This is a genomic window from Schaedlerella sp. (genome assembly GCF_056796775.1).
In genome coordinates this window covers 210,012-229,253 of the sequence record NZ_JBQIKP010000002.1, presented here as the reverse complement: position 1 = coordinate 229,253, position 19,242 = coordinate 210,012, and the positions used below count along the sequence as shown (strand labels likewise).

The following is a 19,242-nucleotide window of genomic DNA, read 5'->3' as shown; positions in this document are numbered from 1 at the left end:
TCTCTCTTTTGTAGCCTAAGATTCTTATATAGAATAAAAAAACAGCCTACAAAAAGCGGACTGTTTTAGGGTCTAAACAATCCTCTTATTGTTCGATTGCTCGCTCAGGTTGGCACCTTCCGTTTTCACAGGGTTGCCGCAGCTTCACAGATCCTTTGTATCTCCACTGCTCTGAATAAGAGAAAGTCTATTTGTATAAAATTGTATTGTTCCTGTTCCGGAGGCAATCTTACGCCCCCCTGGAACCTAATAAAGACTTTACACCGTATCGCTGTAAATGTCAAGATACAGATGCATAGAAATCACAGAAAATCACTTTGTAAATTCTGGAATACAGAAAACCTGCCGCCGGCATCTTTTCTGCATACCATGGTATCCGAAGCCGGCCTTCACTGCCGGGCGGTTCAGCTCACTTTTAAAACAAACTTCTGGATCTCCTTTTCGCTGGATGCCTTTTCGATGATGCCGCCGATGCCCTGCAGCTTTTCCTCGAAACGCTCGTAACCTCTCTGGATATACTTGATATCATCCACGATGGTCACGCCGTCCGTCGCAAGCCCCGCAATGCAGAGCGCCGCGCCTGCACGCAGATCCGGCGCGCTGATTCTTGTACCGGAAAACTTCTCCACGCCCTCAATGGTGGCGGAATTGCCTTCCACCTTGATGACTGCGCCCATCCTGGCCAGTTCATCCAGATATTTGAACCGGTTTTCAAAAATACTCTCGGTAATCGTACTTGTGCCGTTTGCCAGCGCCAGGACTACGCCGATCTGTGGCTGCATATCCGTCGGATATCCCGGATAGGGCAGCGTCTTGACCTGTGTACTGCGAAGCCTTCCCTTTGCCACCACCCGGACGGCATCGTCAAACTCCTCGATCTCGCAGCCAATGTCTTTCAGCTTGGAAATGGTGGCGTCCAGATGCTTGGGAATGACATTGAGCACCGTCACGTCTCCCTTTGTGGCTGCCGCCGCGAACATGAAGGTTCCCGCCTCAATCTGATCCGGAATGATGGAGTATTCGGACTTGTGCAGAGACTCCACGCCGCGGATCTTGATCACGTCTGTTCCCGCTCCGCGGATGTTGGCCCCCATGCTGTTGAGGAAGTTGGCCACGTCTACGACATGGGGCTCTTTTGCCACGTTCTCCATGATCGTAAGCCCGTCAGCCATTGCCGCCGCCATCATCACGTTGATGGTGGCTCCTACGCTGACCACGTCAAAATACAGATGGGTTCCCCGCATATGCTCGGACTCGGCCACGATCTTGCCGTGCTCGATATCCACGTCCGCGCCCAATGCGCGAAATCCCTTCAGATGCTGGTCGATCGGTCTGCTTCCGATATTGCATCCCCCCGGAAGCGCTACCTCCGCCTTGCTGTACTTTCCAAGCAGGGCGCCAAGCAGATAATAAGATGCCCTGATCTTCTTTATATAATCATACTCAATGTTAAAGTCAGTAATCGTACCCCCGTTGATCTTCACTCTATGCCGGTCAAGCCTCTGCACCGTTGCCCCGATGCCTGAGATCGCTTCCAGCATTACGTTAATATCATTGACATCCGGAAGGTTGTCAATCAATACCGTCTCATCTGTCATAATCGCAGCCGCCAGAATTGCCAGCGCCGCATTCTTTGCTCCGCTGATCTCTACTTCCCCTACCAGCGGGTTCCCACCCTTAATTACATACTGCTCCATTACTGCACCTCGATTATCCGATATTGTTACAATCAATGATTTTCAAAATCTAATATAGTATACCACAAAAATCCAATTTGTAAAATCTTTTTTCTCAGATGCAACATTATAATTATATTTTTGTTAAATTTTTATTACAGAAAGTACTTTACTTATTGTTTCCTCAACAGAAAGCTGATCCTCATCGATCGTAATATCCGCATATTTTTCGAATAATTTTACCCGTTCTTCATAAAGTTCCTGAAAACTCTGGCCTTCCCTCAGTACCACGCCCCGCTGCCGGGGATTGCGGATTCTCCGCCGGATCGTATCATAGGATACCCTCAGATAAATGACGGTTCCAATCTCTTTGAAATGGCGCATCGCCTCATCGCTGTAAACCACGCTTCCTCCCGGGGCAATGACAGAATTTTCCACATGGAGTTCCCGGTTCACCCGGTTCTCGATGGCCAGAAATCCATCCTCGCCGGCCTCCTCAATGATCTCATGAAGAAGCCTGCCCTCCTGCTCCTGGATCAGAAGATCCGTATCTACAAAACGCATACCCAGCCGTTTCGCGGCTACGACGCCAATGGTACTTTTGCCAACGGCAGGCATGCCGATAAATATAATATTGTTCTTTTTCATAAATGAATTCATCCTAATAAAATTTCTGCCGCATCCTCCGGTTCTCGCTCCGTCTCTTGTACAGCTCCTGGTACAGCATTACGTCGATCAGGTCCCGCAGCCAGTCCCGGCGGCAGAACCGCTGAATCTGCTGTCCCTCCACGCCCTTGGGCCCGCCCTCTTCGTCATGCTCGTCAAAGGGGCGTTCCTCTGCCTTCACCCGGTCATAGATCCGTCCGCTCATCAGGCGAAGCTGCAGACGGTCCGGATATTCGTCGTAAATCATGCTGTTTGGGCCCTCGCACCGGTCGCATTCTTCCTCCACATAGGGCAGGACCCGCTTTGCCGTATCCGGGTAGAGGCTGCGCATATACTCGTAATCTCTTCGGTCAAGCCGCTCATCATCATAGATGAAGGGCATCGGGTACACCATATAATAGGGCAGTTTTGTTTCCATACTTCCACTTCCATTTCAGACATTATATCTTTATTGTATGCAGAAGCGGCTCATTTTGGTACACTGCCCTGCCCCTTTCAGCCCCGGCCGGCCATCTATTCGCCGCAAGTCACGCCTGGTCAGGGTGTGACTTGCAGCATCTTTTCAAATGCCTGCCTGTACGGCGGGCGGGCAATCCCTTTTTCCGTGATGATGGCCGTGATCAGGTCGTGGTCTGTCACGTCAAAACAGGGATTATACACCTTCACGGATTCCGGCGCCATGCGGGCCTGATACCACATTTCCGTGATCTCTTCAGGGGCACGCTCTTCAATGGGGATCTCCTCGCCTGTCTCCAGAGTCATGTCGATGGTGGAGGTCGGCGCGCATACATACAGCGGAACGCCGTACTGCTTCGCCACACAGGCCACAACGGAGGTTCCGATCTTATTGGCCGTATCCCCGTTGGCCGCCACCCGGTCGCACCCTACAAATACCGCCTGGACAAGTCCCTTTTTCATAACGGATGCGGACATATTGTCGCAGATCAGCGTCACGTCCATTCCGGCCGCATGCAGCTCCGCCGCCGTCAGACGCGCGCCCTGGAGCAACGGACGTGTCTCATCTGCGAAGATATGGAAATCATATCCCCGTTCCTTCCCCAGATACATGGGTGCCGTAGCCGTCCCGTACTTCACCGTGGCAAGCTGTCCCGCATTGCAGTGGGTCAGCAGGCCGTCCCCGGGCTTTACCAGCTCCAGGGCATACTCTCCGATCTTCCGGCAGACTTCAATGTCCTCATCGTGGATGCGGACGGCTTCTTTTTGCAGAAGCGACCGGATCTTCGCCACACTTTCTGTCAAATGCGTCCGAACCACGTTTTCCATCCGGTCCAGCGCCCAGAACAGGTTGACCGCCGTCGGGCGGGAGGTTGCGAGATACTTTTTAGCCTGCTGAAATTCCCTGTAAAAGACCTGGGTATCCTCCGTATGGATCTTCTCTGCCGCAAGGTAGATTCCGGCCGCGGCCGCCACGCCGATGGCGGGAGCCCCTCTGACCTTCAAAAGGCGGATCGCCTCCCAGATATCCTTGATATCCGTCAGAGACAGCATCTCGATCTTTCCCGGAAGCTGCGTCTGGTCTATGATCACCAGCGCGTGATGCTCCAGATCCAGCGAGACTGTCTCGTAATCCAAAATACTTTTTTCTCTTTTTTCCATTCTTATAACCTTTTCTCTTATATCCTTTTCCGTTTCGGATATCCACCTGGATGCCGTATATGTCCCGCGGATTCCTACTGACTCTTTAGCTGTTTTTCTCCTCAATATCCATGATCATGTTCACCCGGTTGACGTGCCGCTCCACTCCTGAAAATTCTGTACTCATCCAGACGTCCACCATCATCTTCGCCAGCTCTGCCCCCACAACCCTGGCGCCAAATGCCAGAATGTTGCAGTCGTTGTGTTCCCTGGACATCTTAGCTGTAAAGGGCTCGCTGCATACCGCCGCCCGGATGCCTTTTACCTTGTTCGCCGCAAGTGAGATCCCCAGGCCGGTTCCGCAGATCAGAATCCCCCGGTCCACCTCTCCCTTCGCAACTGCGTTTGCCACGATCTCCCCATAAATCGGATAGTCGCAGCTCTCCTCGGAATTGGTTCCATAATCAATGACCTCATGTCCCTTCTGGCTCAAAAATTCTATGATCTCTGCCTTCAGTTCCAATGCCGAATGGTCATTCCCGATTCCTACTATCATACATTCTCCTCCTTATCATTGCACCCAGCCCGCACGGCAGATTGAATGCTTCCTTGCCCGCCCCGCAGGGACATATATTCTGCGGTGCCCTGCGGTATACTTCCGCAGTCTGCGGAACATATTATTTATTGTATCAGATTTCCCGGCCGCTTACAATGGATAAATATAAGAGCCGCCTTTCATTGCAGTCTTCTTTTGTTTGTGATACTATATTTTCAGCCGCAGGCTATGTAAGGCGCCGGAAAGATTTGAAGTCCGGACGCCTCCGCTGTTTCAAACCGGCACAAAGAATAATTTGACAGGAATGGAGAATGATCATGCACACATTAGCGATTGAGATTTCGCAGCTTTTCGAATTTTTAAAAAGCGGCACCTCTGCTTTTCACGTCACCGCTCACAGTAAAAAAGTGCTTACGGAGGCGGGCTTTACAGAGTTAAAGCTAAAAGAGCACTGGCCGCTGGAACGGGGCGGGCGTTATTTCTGCTGCCCCTTCGATACCACGCTTTACGCATTTACCATCGGCCGGGACTGGGATCTGTCCCGCGGTATCCACATCGGAGGAGCGCACACGGACTTTCCGGCCATCAAGGTAAAGCCGAAGCCGGAAATATTTACACAGGGATATATGCAGTTGAACACAGAGCTCTACGGCGGACCCATCTTAAGCACCTTTTTCGACAGATCCCTCTCCCTGGCGGGAAAGGTGGTCACACGTGGTCCCTCTTACGACCGCCCCGTCAGCCACCTGATCGACTTTCAGCGCCCCGTGGCCTGTCTGCCGAACCTGGCCATCCATATGAACCGTACCGCCAACGAGAAGGGCACTCCTGTGGATAACCAGAAGCATCTGCTCCCGATCCTCGGAACCCTGAACGATATGCTGAACAAGGATTCAACCCTGGTGAAGCTGCTGGCAGAAGAGTTGGATGTGAATCCATCCGAGATTCTGGACTACGACCTGTGCCTGTATAATCTGGAGCAGCCGGAGCTGGCAGGCATCACGGAGGAATTTCTCTGCGCTCCCAGGCTTGATGATATCACTTCGGTCTGCGCACTGGTGCACGCTCTGGCAGAAAGCCAAAATCCAGACCGCGTCAATCTGGTCTGTCTTTTTGATCATGAGGAGATCGGCAGTCTCAGCAAGCAGGGCGCAGATTCTTTCCTTCCCAACGTGATCATCGGAAAAATCTGGCAGGCTTTTGGAAAAAGTATGATCGACTGTATGGCTGACCTGTCGGACGGCCTGATGCTCTCCGCAGACGTGGCCCATGCCTATCATCCCAACTATCCGGCAGTACAGGATGTTACCAATTATCCGGTCATCAATCAGGGCTTTGTGTTCAAGTCCGCCAGCAACCAGTCCTATGCCTGGGACTGTGAGGCTCTCGCATCCATGATTGCCCTGTGCGAGGACAGGCAGATCCCTTACCAGCGTTTTGCCAAACATTCCAACACAAAAGGGGGCGGGACGATTGCCTCGATCCTCTCCTCCCACCTGCCTGTTCGTACGATCGATACCGGAGCCGGCATTTTGGCCATGCATTCCAGCCGGGAGATGATGGGCGTTAAAGACCAGATCGCGCTGAGCCGGTTCGCGAAGGCATTCTTCGAGTAGACTGAGCGAAGAATACCCTGGATCATATTGACTGTACCCGATTATAGGAATACTTTTTCTCACAAGAAGGGGCTTTCTGAATTATCAGAAAGCCCCTTAAAATCACTTTTTACTGATTTTTTATATAACACAAAAATCCCCTCATAAACAATAATGAATTCATGCATAATTTTTTATTACTGTCGCCAATTTTGCCAATGTTTTAGCTTGACTTTTTGATAATTGAATTTCTGTTTCTGATTTTTGAAGTAACGCATGATATTCATTTTCCCCATTTATCGGATCAGGAACAACACAAGCCTCAACTGAATCACACTGCGAATCGGTTAGTTGAATAATTGCTTTTAATTCCTCCCCTCGTTCTCTAATTTCTACGTCAGATAATCCATTAGTATACAAAGAATGCAAACGTTCTTCATCTGCTATTATACTACATATTTCTCTGCTACCATCTCTATCAACCGATACACCTTTACTGTCTTTAAATAGTGCCGATGATGGTCTGCCCTCTTTCATAAAAATTGGCTTACTTTTTACTCTACGGTATATTGCGCCCCAGTCTCTTTCAAGCATAAAAATCCACCACCATTTGCTTCATTCTATCAGTTGCAGAAATACCATGCAAATTAAATTCTTGCTCTCCACCAGATGTATCTAAGAAACATTCAATTCTATCTTCATAAATTTCAAATTCCAAATAGTCTCCATTTTCCTTTTCATATTCGAATTGAATTGAACCACATGCGGTAGGGCAAATAAACGGTTCAGAAGCCAACTGCATTACAATCCCTCTACACTTCTCAATCAACTTTGAAGAAAAGGCACTTGCACCGTTATCATTCCAATTATCCTTCAGTTTTTCTATTTCACTCAGTGTCGCATTTGCTTTCACATAATTTTTTTCTAATGAATTAATTTTCGTATATGCCATCGAATATATCTTTTCCAATTGCTCATATTTTTCACTATTATATCCTACAGCACTACTCTTTATTCCTGATTTAAATTCGAATATATTTTCTAGTCTTTCAAAAAGACCATTCATTGCATAAGAGACAATGCTGCTTACCTTATTTGCCCCTACAGTTGGCTGTCTTAACACCGCATTATTTGAATTATAATACATTCAGCATCTTTCCCTTCAACTTTTCTGCACACCTGCTTATTGCTTCCTTACCTAATACTCCTTGCTCGCTCAATTTGCTATCCGGCAAACTGTTTATATCAAATATAATCTTATTCTCATTCTTTGATTCATTAATAATGATATAAGTCCAAACATTATATAAATCAATATTTTCCAACCATGACATATTAACTTCACTAGCACCATTGAACTTATCTATCTTTACATACTCATTTAGTAGATTATGTAGATTATCAAAAGACATTAATTCCGAAACTAATCCGACCCTATCAATAATAACATCACATTCATCAAATGCATTAGTGATTTTATCATTAAACCTAACTAATAATTGTTCCCAATTAAATCTCGATGGAATATTAAAAGAAAAATCTAATCTTAACTTATTAAATGTCAACGATGTATTAACATCATTCCAAACACAACGCGGAACATCGTCAGGTGCATCGTCAGGAATAGGTATTGATTGTGGTTCTGTTTTAAAAACATCTTTCAGCTGATTATACAAGCTACTAATAAGTCCAAATGCTCTAATTTCACTTTTCTCCCTAAAAAAATAAGCCATCTGAACTTTGTAAATATTTACATTTGGGCTTTTCATTTTCTATTCCTTCCTTCTGTATGTTAATATCTAAATTATATCAAATTGGTGGATTTCTTCAATACTTATTTCTAATTTCACAAATTTTAAATTTTTCTTAGCACCGTTTTGGCACCAATCTTCCGCTCTTTTACTATTACAAAATTTCAAAAGGGGCTCCCCGATTTCTCAGAAAGCCCCTTGAAATATCACTTTTTACTGATTACTCAATAATCTTAGCTACTGTACCAGATCCTACTGTACGTCCGCCTTCACGGATAGCGAAACGAAGACCTTCCTCCATAGCTACCGGATGGATCAGCTCTACTGTCATCTCTACGTTATCTCCAGGCATACACATCTCTACGCCCTCCGGCAGATCGCAGACACCTGTAACGTCTGTTGTTCTGAAATAGAACTGCGGTCTGTAGTTGTTGAAGAACGGTGTATGACGTCCACCTTCATCCTTTGTCAGTACGTAAACCTGGCAGGTAAACTTTGTGTGGCACTTTACTGTACCTGGTTTGATCAGAACCTGACCTCTTTCGATCTCTGTTCTCTGTACGCCACGGAGCAATGCGCCGATGTTATCACCTGCGCGAGCCTCGTCAAGCAGCTTACGGAACATCTCGATACCAGTTACAACAGTCTTACGGATATCCTCATGAATACCGATGATCTCTACTTCGTCAGATACGTGAAGTGTTCCACGCTCTACACGGCCTGTAGCAACAGTTCCACGTCCTGTGATGGAGAATACGTCCTCTACAGGCATCAGGAACGGCTTATCTGTATCACGCTCCGGTGTCGGGATCCACTCGTCAACAGCCTTCATAAGCTCCATAACCTTGTCGCCCCATTCGCTGTCCGGATCTTCCAGAGCCTTCAGAGCAGAACCCTGGATAACAGGAGTGTCATCTCCCGGGAACTCATACTCGTCAAGCAGCTCACGGATCTCCATCTCAACCAGTTCAAGCAGCTCTTCGTCGTCAACCATATCACACTTGTTCATGAATACTACGATATACGGAACGTTAACCTGGCGGGAAAGCAGGATATGCTCTCTTGTCTGAGCCATAACTCCGTCTGTAGCAGCTACAACCAGGATCGCGCCGTCCATCTGAGCAGCACCGGTGATCATGTTCTTAACGTAGTCAGCATGTCCCGGGCAGTCAACGTGCGCATAGTGACGGTTGTCTGTCTCATACTCAACGTGAGCGGTAGAGATTGTGATTCCACGCTCTCTCTCTTCCGGAGCCTTATCGATGTTGTCGAAAGCCACCTCTGCGTTACCTTCTACTCTCTTAGCAAGAACCTTTGTGATCGCTGCTGTCAGAGTTGTCTTACCATGGTCAACGTGGCCGATGGTACCAATATTAGCATGTGGTTTTGTTCTTTCAAATTTAGCTTTAGCCATTTTGAATGTCCTCCTTAATAATAGCACCTGTCTATCAGGCATTTTTAGATTGTTTCGGTTTTTTTACTCGGCTATCCTTGATTATATTTCAAACTCATAGGTTTTTCAAGCCTTTTTCAAAAATATTTAATCGTTTTTGTTCGATAATACCTTTTCTGTGACTGACTTCGGAACCGGTTCGTAGCTTTCGAAGAACATGGAGTAGTTTCCACGTCCCTGTGTTCTCGAACGCAGGTCTGTCGCATATCCGAACATCTCCGACAACGGTACGTATGCGCGTACGATCTTGCCGCCGCCCAGGTCATCCATACCTTCGATCCGTCCCCGGCGAGAGTTGATATCTCCGATGATATCTCCCATATATTCTTCCGGCATGGTCACTTCCACCTTCATGATGGGCTCTAACAGGATCGGAGCGCCCTTCTTCATCGCATCCTTGAACGCAAGAGAGCCTGCGATGTGGAATGCCATCTCACTGGAATCGACTTCATGGTAGGAACCGTCGTATACATTCGCATAGATGCCGACTACCGGGAATCCGCCCAGAATACCGGACTTCATCGCTTCCTCGATACCTTCGCCTACCGCCGGGATGTATTCCTTCGGAATCGCGCCGCCGACTACGGAAGACTCGAACTTGTAGATCTCCTCTCCGTTGACGTCCATTGGTTCAAATTTCACCTTACAATGTCCGTACTGTCCACGACCACCGGACTGTTTTGCGTACTTGCTGTCCACTTCCACAGGCTTGGTGATGGATTCCTTGTAAGCAACCTGAGGCGCGCCTACATTGGCCTCTACCTTGAACTCACGCAGCAGTCTGTCTACGATAATCTCCAGATGAAGCTCTCCCATACCTGCAATGATGGTCTGTCCTGTGTCCGGATTGGTGTGTGCGCGGAATGTCGGATCCTCCTCCGCAAGCTTTGCAAGGGATTCTCCCAGTTTGCCCTGAGAAGCCTTGGTCTTCGGCTCGATGGCGAGCTCAATAACCGGCTCCGGAAATTCCATGGACTCCAGGATCACCGGATGCTGGTCGTCACAGATGGTATCACCTGTAGTTGTCAGCTTGAATCCGATGGCTGCCGCGATATCTCCGGAGTACACCTTGTCCAGTTCCTGTCTCTTGTTGGCGTGCATCTGCAGGATACGGCCAACACGTTCCTTCTTGCCCTTCGTCGCGTTCAGTACGTAAGAACCGGAGTTCACGGTACCGGAATACACACGGAAATAAGCTAACTTTCCTACGAACGGGTCTGTCATAATCTTGAATGCCAGTGCGGAAAACGGCTCTTCGTCAGAGGAATGTCTTACGACTTCATTTCCGTCCGGGTCTACGCCCTGAATCGGCGGAATATCTGTCGGCGCCGGCATATATTCAAGAATCGCGTCCAGGAGCTTCTGGACACCTTTATTTCTATAAGCGGTACCGCAGCAAACCGGTACTGCAGTACACTCGCATGTTGCCTTGCGAAGCACTCTCTTCATATCCTCAACGGACGGCTCATTACCTTCCAGGTATTCCATCATGAGGTCGTCGTCCAAATCACAGATCTTCTCTACTAATTCTGAACGGTACAGTTCTGCTTCGTCTTTCATTTCTTCCGGAATCTCTGTAATGGAAATGTCATCGCCCTTTTCATCGTTGTAGATGTAGGCTTCCATCTCCATCAGGTCAATGATTCCCTTAAAATCATCTTCTTTGCCGATAGGCAGCTGAAGACAGATTGCATTCTTGCCGAGTCTGGTTTTGATCTGTTCTACTGCATTGTAGAAGTCTGCTCCAAGAATATCCATCTTGTTGATGAATGCCATTCTTGGTACATTATACGTGTCAGCCTGACGCCATACGTTTTCTGACTGCGGCTCAACACCGCCCTTTGCGCAGAATACGCCGACAGCCCCGTCCAGAACACGAAGTGAACGTTCTACCTCTACGGTAAAGTCAACGTGTCCCGGCGTATCAATGATATTGATACGATGCTCCAGAGCGCCTTCCTTCGGCTTTGTATGATCCTCCAAAGTCCAGTGACAGGTTGTGGCAGCAGAAGTAATCGTGATACCCCTCTCCTGTTCCTGCTCCATCCAGTCCATGGTCGCAGTTCCTTCGTGAGTATCGCCGATTTTATAGTTCACACCGGTATAGTAAAGAATACGTTCTGTCAGTGTTGTCTTACCCGCATCAATGTGAGCCATGATACCGATGTTCCTGGTTCTCTCTAATGGGTATTCTCTTCCAGCCAAAATCTTCTCCTCCTATATTTATGCAACTTTAAAATCTGTAATGTGCAAACGCCTTGTTTGCCTCTGCCATCTTATGCATATCTTCTTTTCTTTTTACAGATGCGCCTGTGTTGTTGGACGCATCCAGAATCTCGTTCGCAAGCCTTTCTTCCATGGTCTTCTCACCTCTCTTGCGTGAGAACATGGTCAGCCAGCGAAGAGCAAGCGCCTGCCTTCTGTCCGCCCGAACTTCGATCGGTACCTGGTATGTCGCACCGCCGATACGTCTTGCTTTTACTTCCAGTACAGGCATGATGTTGTTCATTGCTTCCTCGAACACATCGATAGCCGGCTTGTCAGCCTTAGCCTCAACTCTTTCAAATGCTCCGTATACAATCTTCTGAGCTACACCCTTCTTACCATCCAGCATGATGTTGTTGATAAGCTTGGTAACAACCTTATTGTTGTATATTGGGTCCGCTAATACATCTCTTTTTTGAGTATGTCCTTTACGTGGCACGGTCCTTCCCTCCTTAATCATTATTTTCCGGACAACCGGAGATTAAATCATCGGTACTCACATGTGTCTCTCTATGGAAATCGCATAGCATGTGCTCGTGGCTTAAGGAACCAATCTATGCCCGGGAATGCCGGGCTGTTTAATCCGCAACCTACGATTAGTCATAGTTCTGTTTGTGATACGATTTAACTTTGTAGTTTTTGGGTTGTTCTTCACTGCTTCGCATCGAAGAACAAAAGTTCTCACTAAGTTCATAACACATTTCATGCGTTATTCACTAAGTGATCACTTTTTTGCGTCTTTTGGTCTCTTTGCGCCGTACTTGGAACGTGCCTGTCTTCTCTTGGCAACTCCCGCGGTATCAAGCGTACCTCTGATGATGTGGTATCTTGTACCAGGCAGGTCCTTTACTCTTCCTCCGCGGATCATAACTACGCTATGCTCCTGCAGGTTGTGTCCTTCACCCGGAATGTAGCTTGTTACTTCGATTCCATTAGACAGACGTACTCTGGCGATCTTCCTCAGAGCAGAATTCGGCTTCTTCGGTGTCGCTGTCTTAACTGCTGTACACACACCTCTCTTCTGCGGTGCAGATGCGTCTGTCGCGCGCTTCTTCAGAGAATTGTATCCCTTCTGAAGTGCAGGTGCTGTAGATTTCTTCTCAGAAGTCTGACGTCCTTTTCTAACTAACTGGTTAAATGTTGGCATTTTTTCACCTCCTATGATTCTTTCGTTTTCCCCGCGCTGATATGGACTTTTGCAGCAGGCGGGAATGGTTGCAGATAATTTTCATTATCTATGGTAAATCCGTACACAAAAATGAATGCATCTTCATGCACGCTAGACTAGTTTATTACGTTTTTTTCAGAAAGTCAAGGACTTTTGGATAAAAATGTGGTATTCGTGGTTACTGCGAATAGGCTCTTCAAGATTTCCATTGATTTATTTCTTACAAAGTCCGGATTTTCTTTCAAAATAACGGTATGACAGGGCTGACACAGCAATCAAAACCAAAAAGTAAAGTATAAAATTCCAGCTTGAATCCATATAAAAAGGCAGAAACTTTTTTTCGATCATAACATAAGTCCTGACAACCGGAATATGCCACAGATAGATTGAAAAGCTGCATTTTCCAATTGCCTGTAAAAGCGGGAACGCCAGCGCCTTTACTATAAATCTTCCATACACCGCTATAAAAATCATATTTGCGCACAGACATGAAACAATCCAGTTCAGATTTACAGGGATTGCTTCCAGGCCAAACAGAAATACGGAGAACATAATTACGCAAAAAATCAGCAAATTTACAGCAGCCGAAATTTCTTTTTTTACTGGGCTGCTCATTATGACTTCCGCAAGGAGCACCCCGAGAAAGAAGTTCATGTATCCTTCGCCGCAGGTACGGTAATTGAAAGGCAGATCCCAGTCCTTTGTCACTAAAAGCATCCCCCATAATAAAAGAAACGCACACATCGGGAAATACAGTTTTGGAAAGCGGGATGAAGCCTTCGCTGCAGCGTAATACAAAATATATAGCAGAATCAGTACACATAAAAACCATGTTGGGAAATTATACGGCATTTCCCTGCCGTCAAACCAACCGTTGGCAACCATCAAAAAAGTAACAATCAGTTTTTTGGCAGCCGGTTTTGTTCCGCTTAAAATCAGAAGGAGCACAGCGAAAAGATTTGTCAAAAAATACAAGGGATATATTTTCCGAATGCGCTTCTCCATAAATGCGCGAAAAGTGCTTTCCTGCTGTATGATTTTATTTTTATAATGGTATGCGGTAAGCAATCCGCTCAGCATAAAAAACATGCTGTTTCCAAAGTATCCGCCATATTTGTACACCGGGTCCAGCCATTTTATCCCACCCCACCTCAACGGCTCATTGACATGATATATGACGATTCCAATGCAAAAAATTGCTCTCAATCCATCCAGTCCGGCAAACCGCTTTTTATGCTCCATCTGCATTCATCTCCTGTAAGCCCAAAATGCCGCAGAAAACCTTCCGGTCAACTGTCAGAATTTCAAACACATTTTCATATAATACGCATCTGTTCCTGACAGGTGGCCGCTTCTGCCGCTTTCATTGTAGGATACCTTTCCGCGCCTGTCAAGCGTACCTCCATCTGACACAGCAACAGGCCATGAACAATCATCAAACCATGGTTACAGGTCACACCTTGACCAGGCGTGCCCTGTAACTCAGGCCGTCATTTTAAATTGCCTGCGGCAATGGACGGCCTGAATCCCAGCTTTTATGTGCATCCTCCTGACCAATCAGCGTAGTGATTGGTCAGTGTATGACATGTAACAAACCATGTCACTTTTATGAAAAAAACTGATAGATGTCTGGTCATCAATATTAAAGTATGATAAACTTATTAATAAACCCAATAATTATTACGTGCGGAAAACAGATTTGGAAAGGAGACAAAAGATGAACTTTTTAGAAGAGAGGATTTTAAGCGACGGCATTGTAAAAGAGGGAAATGTCTTGAAGGTAGACAGCTTTCTGAATCATCAGATGGATATCGGACTGTTCGATCAGATGGGGGCGGAATTTAAAAGGCGTTTTGCGGACACGCCTGTCACAAAGATTCTGACCATCGAGGCTTCCGGCATCGGAATCGCCTGTCTGGCCGCGCGGCATTTCCAGGTTCCGGTCATATTCGCGAAAAAGTCAAAGAGCATCAATCTGGAAGGCGATATGTATGTGGCAGAGGTGGAATCCTTTACCCATAAATGCAAAAACAACGTGATCGTAGCGCAGAAATTTTTAAATCCGCAGGACCATATCCTGATTATTGATGATTTTCTGGCAAACGGATGCGCGCTGCAGGGTCTGATCCAGATCGTCCAGATGGCAGGGGCTGCGGTATCCGGAATCGGCATCGCTGTCGAAAAGGGCTTCCAGCCGGGCGGACAGATCATACGGAATCTTGGCTTCCAGCTGGAATCTCTGGCTATCGTGGAAAGCATGGATGCAGAGACCGGTGTCATCACCTTCCGGGAACAGGCATAGACACTGCGCCGTCCCTGGCCGGATAGCGCCTACAATGCCGGATGCCGCGGCTTTGGAACATTAAAATACGACTTATGACAGTTCAGAAACGAAACTCATCAGGCATACATAGTATTTAACAGAAGCGAGGCGAATGTATATGGAAAAAAATAAAGAAATGATCCAGAAGCTGAAAGATGTAAAAAGTATCATGGTTTCCAGGGAACTGCGCGGCGACGATTGGGATGAAATGCAGGCGGCTGTCTCAAAGCTGGAGGAAGTTGTTTCTTATATTAATGACTGCAGCGGAAAAGGAATCGAATTTTAGGGAACTGCCCAGGCAGTTCCTTTTTTTAATTTTATTCTCTTGACAAACGCAGACTATTGGTGCAGTCTATAAGCAGACTATTGCAATAGTATGAAAGCAGGTGGACAAAGGCGCCGTCAGACGAACAGATCCCGGATTTCTCTGCACCGCATTGATCGGGCAGGAAAGCGCAAGGCAGTCTGCACTGACGGAATTTTTGGATAAGTTTTACCAAGGCTCTGTGGGACTTTTGTTTGCCTCCCTTTTGGCCCAGGAGAACTTATCGCCGGAGGAAACTGCTTTTCCGCTTTTTTTCGCCCCGCCTCCCGGAATGGCTCTGGATGCTGGTCGGCATACGGCTCCTTCTTCCTCAGGGCATCGGCATTCCCATCCTGTCTGTCCGGCATTTATATGCCCCATATCCATGTGATCCTTTCGCCGCCCCTCTGTCAGGCGGGGCTGTATGGGTACGCTGGGGCGGAGCCGGCGCCGTGCTTTTGATCCTTCTGGCAAATGCCCTCTGCTTTTACGGCAGGATGAGGCAAAAAGAGGATCTGCAAAATGATGCCGTCAGCGGTTGGATACAGGCGCATTCCCGGGGGCCGCGTTTCCGCGTCTATACCTCGGCGATGGCCGCCTCACCGATGGTATATGGACTGTTCTCTCCGAAAATCGTCCTGCCTGCGCAGCAGTACAGCGAAACGCAGTACCGATATATTCTGCTGCACGAGTGGATGCATATCCGACGGAAGGATCTGTGGAAAAAAGCATTGATGCTGGCGGTTGCAGTGCTGCACTGGTACAATCCGGCATGCTGGCTGATGCTGCTGCTTTTCAATCAGGATATCGAGCTAGCCTGCGATGCGGACGTGCTCCGCGCATCGGGGAAGGCGGAACATGCCGGATATGCGCATGTTCTGCTGGACTGCTATTGCCGCATGAACCCGTCTGCCGTTTTGGAAACCGGCTTTTTAAGCGGAATGCTTCAGGAAAGGATTGGTGCAATTATGAATCAGAAAAAAATATCTATAAAAGCAAAATGCGGTGTTGTTTTTCTTTTCGCGGCGCTGTTTCTCGCGTCGTTCTGAAAAGTCTCTGTCCAGACAGAAGTATCGGAAAGCATACCGATATTGATAGGAAAAACAGCTCCGGAGGCGGAGGAGATCCTGCTGGAGGAAGGGTATGCCTGGAAAGTCGAAAAAGCCAGATATATGATTCATTAGTCCGGAACCGGCTGAAAGGCAGACTGTCAATCTTGCCGGTCTGCTTTCAGCCGCAAAGAACTGCAGGCATACGTCATTTTAAGTTATTTTGGATTTCCTATAGAGATATTCCGCAAACCATTTTGTCAGGGTTATGTGCCAGCGTTACCAGAACCCCCGGCAGCCCACAGCCAGATACGGCCTGTCAAAATTTTCTGTCAGCCGGATTCCCAAAAAGCGTGCGGAGCCGATGGCGATATGTGTATATCCCGAAAAGTCACAATATATCTGCACGGAAAATACCACAGCGATGTAAAGCTCATCTTCTGCCTCCTTGATCCCCGTATAATACCAGAAACGCAATGATACAGAAGCCGCAGGAAATATCCGCAAAGCCAATTTCAAACCAGAGTGCCGCGAAAAGCAGCACCGGCAGCGCTAAAGCTGAGAGAATCAGGCAGCAGACTTTCTCTTTCCGCAGTCCGTACATGCCTGTGATCCCAACTGCAGCCGAGCAGGTCAGAAACATCCCGGTTCCGCCCATCACATTTTTTTCCTTATCTCTTCAAAAATCATCAGGTCCCAGTCGCCGATCACAGCCTCTTCCCCCTCCCGAAATGTTTTTCCGGTCAGCAGATCCTTCACCTCTTCCCAGATACATCTGATGTTTTGTTCCTCCTCACTGTAGTTCAAAACATAGTACAGACGCCTTCCATACTGGTTTTTCCCCTGCCGTACAATAATCGGCCATTGATACTCCATCGTCCTTCCCCAGATTCCCGCATCCTCTGCCGCCCTCTTTAATATCTGCTTGAGTACCGCTTTTTCCGTATAGCATCCAATGTAATAGGCGGCGCCTTCTCCATATGCATTCCTTGTGATCCCCGCATATTTTCCCCAGTATTTATGCTCATAGTCCGCAAGGCTTTGGGCACCCTCAGGCTTCAAAAGTTCTGCAAAGTATTTGACCCGGCATTCCATCAGCTTTGTTTTTCCCGGTTCCGTAAACTGGTTATAGCTCATACCGAAGCAGGCGCGCAGCCTGTGAGGCTGTTTATCCGCATAGACGCTGGAATACTCGTCTGCCACAAATGATTTAAACGTACTGACCAAAACTCCTCCGTTTCTTACAAATCCGTCCAGCTTCTCCAGAAGACCTTCGGGTGCACAGTACAGCGCCGGCGTCACAATCATCTTATACCGTGCGGGATCCAGGCCATTGACATCGACCACATCACACTCGATATTCATCTCGTACAAGCTGTCATACACCCAGCGCACCACATCATTGTAGCTGAGATCCCGGTCAATGGGAAACCATTGGAAGGCTGTCATAGAACAGTTGTCCACGAGAAGCGCCGTCTTGTTGTCCTTTTCCAGATGGATCAGATGCTTCCCAATCTCCTTCCATTCCTGCCCGATCCTGCACGCCTCATCATAGGCCGGGTTTTCTTCCAAATCATGACTGAGCAGCCCCTTCCAATATGTCTCAAATCCATTATGTATCGAATGCCAGTTCCAGTACGAGATGCCGTCCGCTCCGCCCGCCAGATGACTGTATGCCTGCAGGCGCAGCTGTCCTGGATATGGTGTCCAATATTTAAACGCCTGTGCCTGGCATTCCAGAACCAGATAATTTTCATGCTTTAGGCTCCGGGTGGAATCACCGCCAAACGCGATCTCGGCTCCGGTCAGATCGTCCTGGGTCGGATGATAGATATCTGTCCCCAGCCTGGTAAGGTATTTTGCCGCCTCATAATGATTGATTCCGGGCTGAACACCATATGAATAGCCATCTTGGGCGATATCAGCTCCAAATTTCTTCCATTCAAAGTCAAGGTTGTGTGTGATAAACTGGTCCTCCCTTTTGTATTTCCGGACGATATCCGACTGCCAGCCAAGGTAGTCCGCAGCAACCTTCCTCTGAAATCTCTGGAATTCTCCATCCAGTCCTCCATTTATACAGCCTGTGATATCCGGGAACTGATCCCAGTCACAGATGGAATTGCTCCAGTAAGGCAGACAGAACGCCTTGTTCAAACGCTCTGTTGTCTGAAATTTTCCCTTCAAATATTCCCTGAATAAACGCTGTATTTCTTTTCCTTTATTATCATAGTGTTTTGTTTCATTATCTATCTGAAATCCGATCACCATCCCATGCCGGGCCGTATGGGAAACAAGCACCTCAATTATACGCTCCGCATGGAACCGGAAGGTTGGATTCAGCAGGTCAAAGATCTGCCGGTGTCCGTATTTTTCCTGTCCTTTGGAATTCACTACCAGCACATCCGGATCCTTCTGTGCCAGCCAGGACGGAACGGCATAAGTCGGCGTCCCCACGATCACAGACATCTCCCACTTCTGCGCTTCTTCCAGTATCCTGTCAATGAATGTAAAATCAAACTCCCCGTCCCTCGGTTCCAGTGTGCTCCATGTAGATTCCGCCACCCGAATCGTGTTTATCCCAGCTTTCTTCATCATGGAAAAATCTGCTTCCATCCTGTCATATGGCATATATTCCGGATAGTATGCCGCTCCAAACATCAGTTGATCTGTTTTCATTCTACCATTCTCCTTCATCAGTTTCCAATATCATCATAGCAATATTATCCTATTTCTTTTTGCTTTTATATTACCATTCTCAGATTTTTAGTACATTTTTCAGCAAAATATGATACAATACGTTATAATTAATAAGGAAAGCATCTGATTCATCGAACAAAAAA

General features: G+C 47.4%; 20 protein-coding genes and 1 riboswitch. Of the genes, 5 read left to right on the top strand and 15 right to left on the bottom strand.

Annotation, left to right across the window (positions count from 1 at the left end; genetic code table 11):
- Positions 1–82: 82 nt before the first annotated feature.
- Positions 83–182: riboswitch (SAM riboswitch) on the bottom strand.
- 222 nt (positions 183–404) lie between these two features.
- From murA to rpiB, 5 genes are all read right to left on the bottom strand, one after another.
- The gene (murA, locus tag ACTOY7_RS02150) at positions 405–1,697 is read right to left on the bottom strand and encodes a UDP-N-acetylglucosamine 1-carboxyvinyltransferase (RefSeq protein ID WP_125130261.1); all 1,293 of its coding nucleotides are present in this window, start codon (positions 1,695–1,697) and stop codon (positions 405–407) included.
- Between the two features lie 123 nt (positions 1,698–1,820).
- Positions 1,821–2,324: a shikimate kinase gene (locus ACTOY7_RS02145; protein ID WP_160284202.1), complete on the bottom strand. Its 504-nt coding sequence runs from the start codon at positions 2,322–2,324 to the stop codon at positions 1,821–1,823.
- 13 nt (positions 2,325–2,337) lie between these two features.
- Positions 2,338–2,760: a hypothetical protein gene (locus ACTOY7_RS02140; RefSeq protein ID WP_160284203.1), complete on the bottom strand. Its 423-nt coding sequence runs from the start codon at positions 2,758–2,760 to the stop codon at positions 2,338–2,340.
- 119 nt (positions 2,761–2,879) lie between these two features.
- Positions 2,880–3,959, bottom strand: coding sequence for an S-methyl-5-thioribose-1-phosphate isomerase (mtnA, locus tag ACTOY7_RS02135; protein WP_004083263.1), 1,080 nt, complete (start codon positions 3,957–3,959; stop codon positions 2,880–2,882).
- An 85-nt stretch (positions 3,960–4,044) separates the two neighbouring features.
- Entirely contained in the window at positions 4,045–4,494 is a 450-nt protein-coding gene (gene rpiB, locus ACTOY7_RS02130; RefSeq protein ID WP_160284204.1) for a ribose 5-phosphate isomerase B, read from the bottom strand.
- Positions 4,495–4,811: 317 nt separating this feature from the next.
- On the opposite strand from rpiB, the gene ACTOY7_RS02125 reads away from it, so the two are divergent.
- Positions 4,812–6,110, top strand: coding sequence for a M18 family aminopeptidase (locus tag ACTOY7_RS02125; protein WP_394683758.1), 1,299 nt, complete (start codon positions 4,812–4,814; stop codon positions 6,108–6,110).
- 159 nt (positions 6,111–6,269) lie between these two features.
- Here the strand turns inward: ACTOY7_RS02125 and ACTOY7_RS02120 are convergent, their stop codons facing one another.
- The 8 genes from ACTOY7_RS02120 to ACTOY7_RS02085 form a co-directional block, all read right to left on the bottom strand.
- Entirely contained in the window at positions 6,270–6,683 is a 414-nt protein-coding gene (locus tag ACTOY7_RS02120) for a hypothetical protein (RefSeq protein ID WP_160282185.1), read from the bottom strand.
- Positions 6,676–7,236: a hypothetical protein gene (locus tag ACTOY7_RS02115; RefSeq protein ID WP_160282184.1), complete on the bottom strand. Its 561-nt coding sequence runs from the start codon at positions 7,234–7,236 to the stop codon at positions 6,676–6,678. The genes ACTOY7_RS02120 and ACTOY7_RS02115 overlap by 8 nt, the downstream gene beginning before the upstream one ends.
- Complete coding sequence (locus ACTOY7_RS02110) at positions 7,226–7,858, bottom strand: hypothetical protein (protein WP_160282183.1); 633 nt, start codon at positions 7,856–7,858, stop codon at positions 7,226–7,228. The genes ACTOY7_RS02115 and ACTOY7_RS02110 overlap by 11 nt, the downstream gene beginning before the upstream one ends.
- Positions 7,859–8,060: 202 nt before the next feature.
- Positions 8,061–9,254, bottom strand: coding sequence for an elongation factor Tu (gene tuf / locus ACTOY7_RS02105; RefSeq protein ID WP_004083276.1), 1,194 nt, complete (start codon positions 9,252–9,254; stop codon positions 8,061–8,063).
- Between the two features lie 126 nt (positions 9,255–9,380).
- Complete coding sequence (gene fusA / locus ACTOY7_RS02100; RefSeq protein ID WP_004083277.1) at positions 9,381–11,498, bottom strand: elongation factor G; 2,118 nt, start codon at positions 11,496–11,498, stop codon at positions 9,381–9,383.
- Between the two features lie 28 nt (positions 11,499–11,526).
- Positions 11,527–11,997: a 30S ribosomal protein S7 gene (gene rpsG, locus ACTOY7_RS02095; RefSeq protein WP_004083279.1), complete on the bottom strand. Its 471-nt coding sequence runs from the start codon at positions 11,995–11,997 to the stop codon at positions 11,527–11,529.
- A gap of 285 nt (positions 11,998–12,282) precedes the next feature.
- A complete protein-coding gene (gene rpsL / locus ACTOY7_RS02090) occupies positions 12,283–12,705 on the bottom strand; it encodes a 30S ribosomal protein S12 (RefSeq protein ID WP_004083280.1) in 423 nt (140 codons plus the stop codon).
- A 234-nt stretch (positions 12,706–12,939) separates the two neighbouring features.
- Positions 12,940–13,968 carry an acyltransferase family protein gene (locus ACTOY7_RS02085; RefSeq protein WP_482671999.1) on the bottom strand — a complete coding sequence of 343 codons (1,029 nt, stop codon included), beginning with the start codon at positions 13,966–13,968 and terminating at the stop codon, positions 12,940–12,942.
- A gap of 475 nt (positions 13,969–14,443) precedes the next feature.
- Between ACTOY7_RS02085 and ACTOY7_RS02080 the strand changes: the two genes are divergently transcribed.
- The 4 genes from ACTOY7_RS02080 (at position 14,444) to ACTOY7_RS02065 (ending at position 16,402) form a co-directional block, all read left to right on the top strand.
- Positions 14,444–15,028, top strand: a complete 585-nt coding sequence (locus ACTOY7_RS02080; protein ID WP_305136993.1) for a xanthine phosphoribosyltransferase — start codon at positions 14,444–14,446, stop codon at positions 15,026–15,028.
- A 139-nt stretch (positions 15,029–15,167) separates the two neighbouring features.
- On the top strand, positions 15,168–15,335 hold the full coding sequence (locus ACTOY7_RS02075; protein WP_004083285.1) for a hypothetical protein: 168 nt from the start codon (positions 15,168–15,170) through the stop codon (positions 15,333–15,335).
- A gap of 100 nt (positions 15,336–15,435) precedes the next feature.
- Positions 15,436–15,744, top strand: coding sequence for a BlaI/MecI/CopY family transcriptional regulator (locus ACTOY7_RS02070; RefSeq protein ID WP_482671940.1), 309 nt, complete (start codon positions 15,436–15,438; stop codon positions 15,742–15,744).
- Complete coding sequence (locus ACTOY7_RS02065) at positions 15,656–16,402, top strand: M56 family metallopeptidase (RefSeq protein WP_482671941.1); 747 nt, start codon at positions 15,656–15,658, stop codon at positions 16,400–16,402. The genes ACTOY7_RS02070 and ACTOY7_RS02065 overlap by 89 nt, the downstream gene beginning before the upstream one ends.
- Before the next feature lie 433 nt (positions 16,403–16,835).
- Here the strand turns inward: ACTOY7_RS02065 and ACTOY7_RS02060 are convergent, their stop codons facing one another.
- Both ACTOY7_RS02060 and ACTOY7_RS02055 read right to left on the bottom strand, forming a co-directional pair.
- Entirely contained in the window at positions 16,836–17,063 is a 228-nt protein-coding gene (locus ACTOY7_RS02060; protein WP_160282177.1) for a hypothetical protein, read from the bottom strand.
- Positions 17,060–19,078: a beta-galactosidase gene (locus ACTOY7_RS02055; protein WP_300884455.1), complete on the bottom strand. Its 2,019-nt coding sequence runs from the start codon at positions 19,076–19,078 to the stop codon at positions 17,060–17,062. Before ACTOY7_RS02055 ends, ACTOY7_RS02060 begins: the two co-directional genes overlap by 4 nt.
- Positions 19,079–19,242: the final 164 nt, after the last annotated feature.

Coding starts and splice junctions, on each gene's coding strand:
- ACTOY7_RS02115 (WP_160282184.1), bottom strand. CDS start 7,236: ATGTATTATAATTCAAATAATGCGGTGTTAAGACAGCCAACTGTAGGG.
- ACTOY7_RS02110 (WP_160282183.1), bottom strand. CDS start 7,858: ATGAAAAGCCCAAATGTAAATATTTACAAAGTTCAGATGGCTTATTTT.
- ACTOY7_RS02140 (WP_160284203.1), bottom strand. CDS start 2,760: ATGGAAACAAAACTGCCCTATTATATGGTGTACCCGATGCCCTTCATC.
- murA (WP_125130261.1), bottom strand. CDS start 1,697: ATGGAGCAGTATGTAATTAAGGGTGGGAACCCGCTGGTAGGGGAAGTA.
- ACTOY7_RS02120 (WP_160282185.1), bottom strand. CDS start 6,683: ATGCTTGAAAGAGACTGGGGCGCAATATACCGTAGAGTAAAAAGTAAG.
- ACTOY7_RS02145 (WP_160284202.1), bottom strand. CDS start 2,324: ATGAAAAAGAACAATATTATATTTATCGGCATGCCTGCCGTTGGCAAA.
- ACTOY7_RS02125 (WP_394683758.1), top strand. CDS start 4,812: ATGCACACATTAGCGATTGAGATTTCGCAGCTTTTCGAATTTTTAAAA.
- ACTOY7_RS02085 (WP_482671999.1), bottom strand. CDS start 13,968: ATGGAGCATAAAAAGCGGTTTGCCGGACTGGATGGATTGAGAGCAATT.
- ACTOY7_RS02080 (WP_305136993.1), top strand. CDS start 14,444: ATGAACTTTTTAGAAGAGAGGATTTTAAGCGACGGCATTGTAAAAGAG.
- rpsL (WP_004083280.1), bottom strand. CDS start 12,705: ATGCCAACATTTAACCAGTTAGTTAGAAAAGGACGTCAGACTTCTGAG.
- tuf (WP_004083276.1), bottom strand. CDS start 9,254: ATGGCTAAAGCTAAATTTGAAAGAACAAAACCACATGCTAATATTGGT.
- rpiB (WP_160284204.1), bottom strand. CDS start 4,494: ATGATAGTAGGAATCGGGAATGACCATTCGGCATTGGAACTGAAGGCA.
- ACTOY7_RS02075 (WP_004083285.1), top strand. CDS start 15,168: ATGGAAAAAAATAAAGAAATGATCCAGAAGCTGAAAGATGTAAAAAGT.
- ACTOY7_RS02065 (WP_482671941.1), top strand. CDS start 15,656: ATGCTGGTCGGCATACGGCTCCTTCTTCCTCAGGGCATCGGCATTCCC.
- mtnA (WP_004083263.1), bottom strand. CDS start 3,959: ATGGAAAAAAGAGAAAAAAGTATTTTGGATTACGAGACAGTCTCGCTG.
- ACTOY7_RS02055 (WP_300884455.1), bottom strand. CDS start 19,078: ATGAAAACAGATCAACTGATGTTTGGAGCGGCATACTATCCGGAATAT.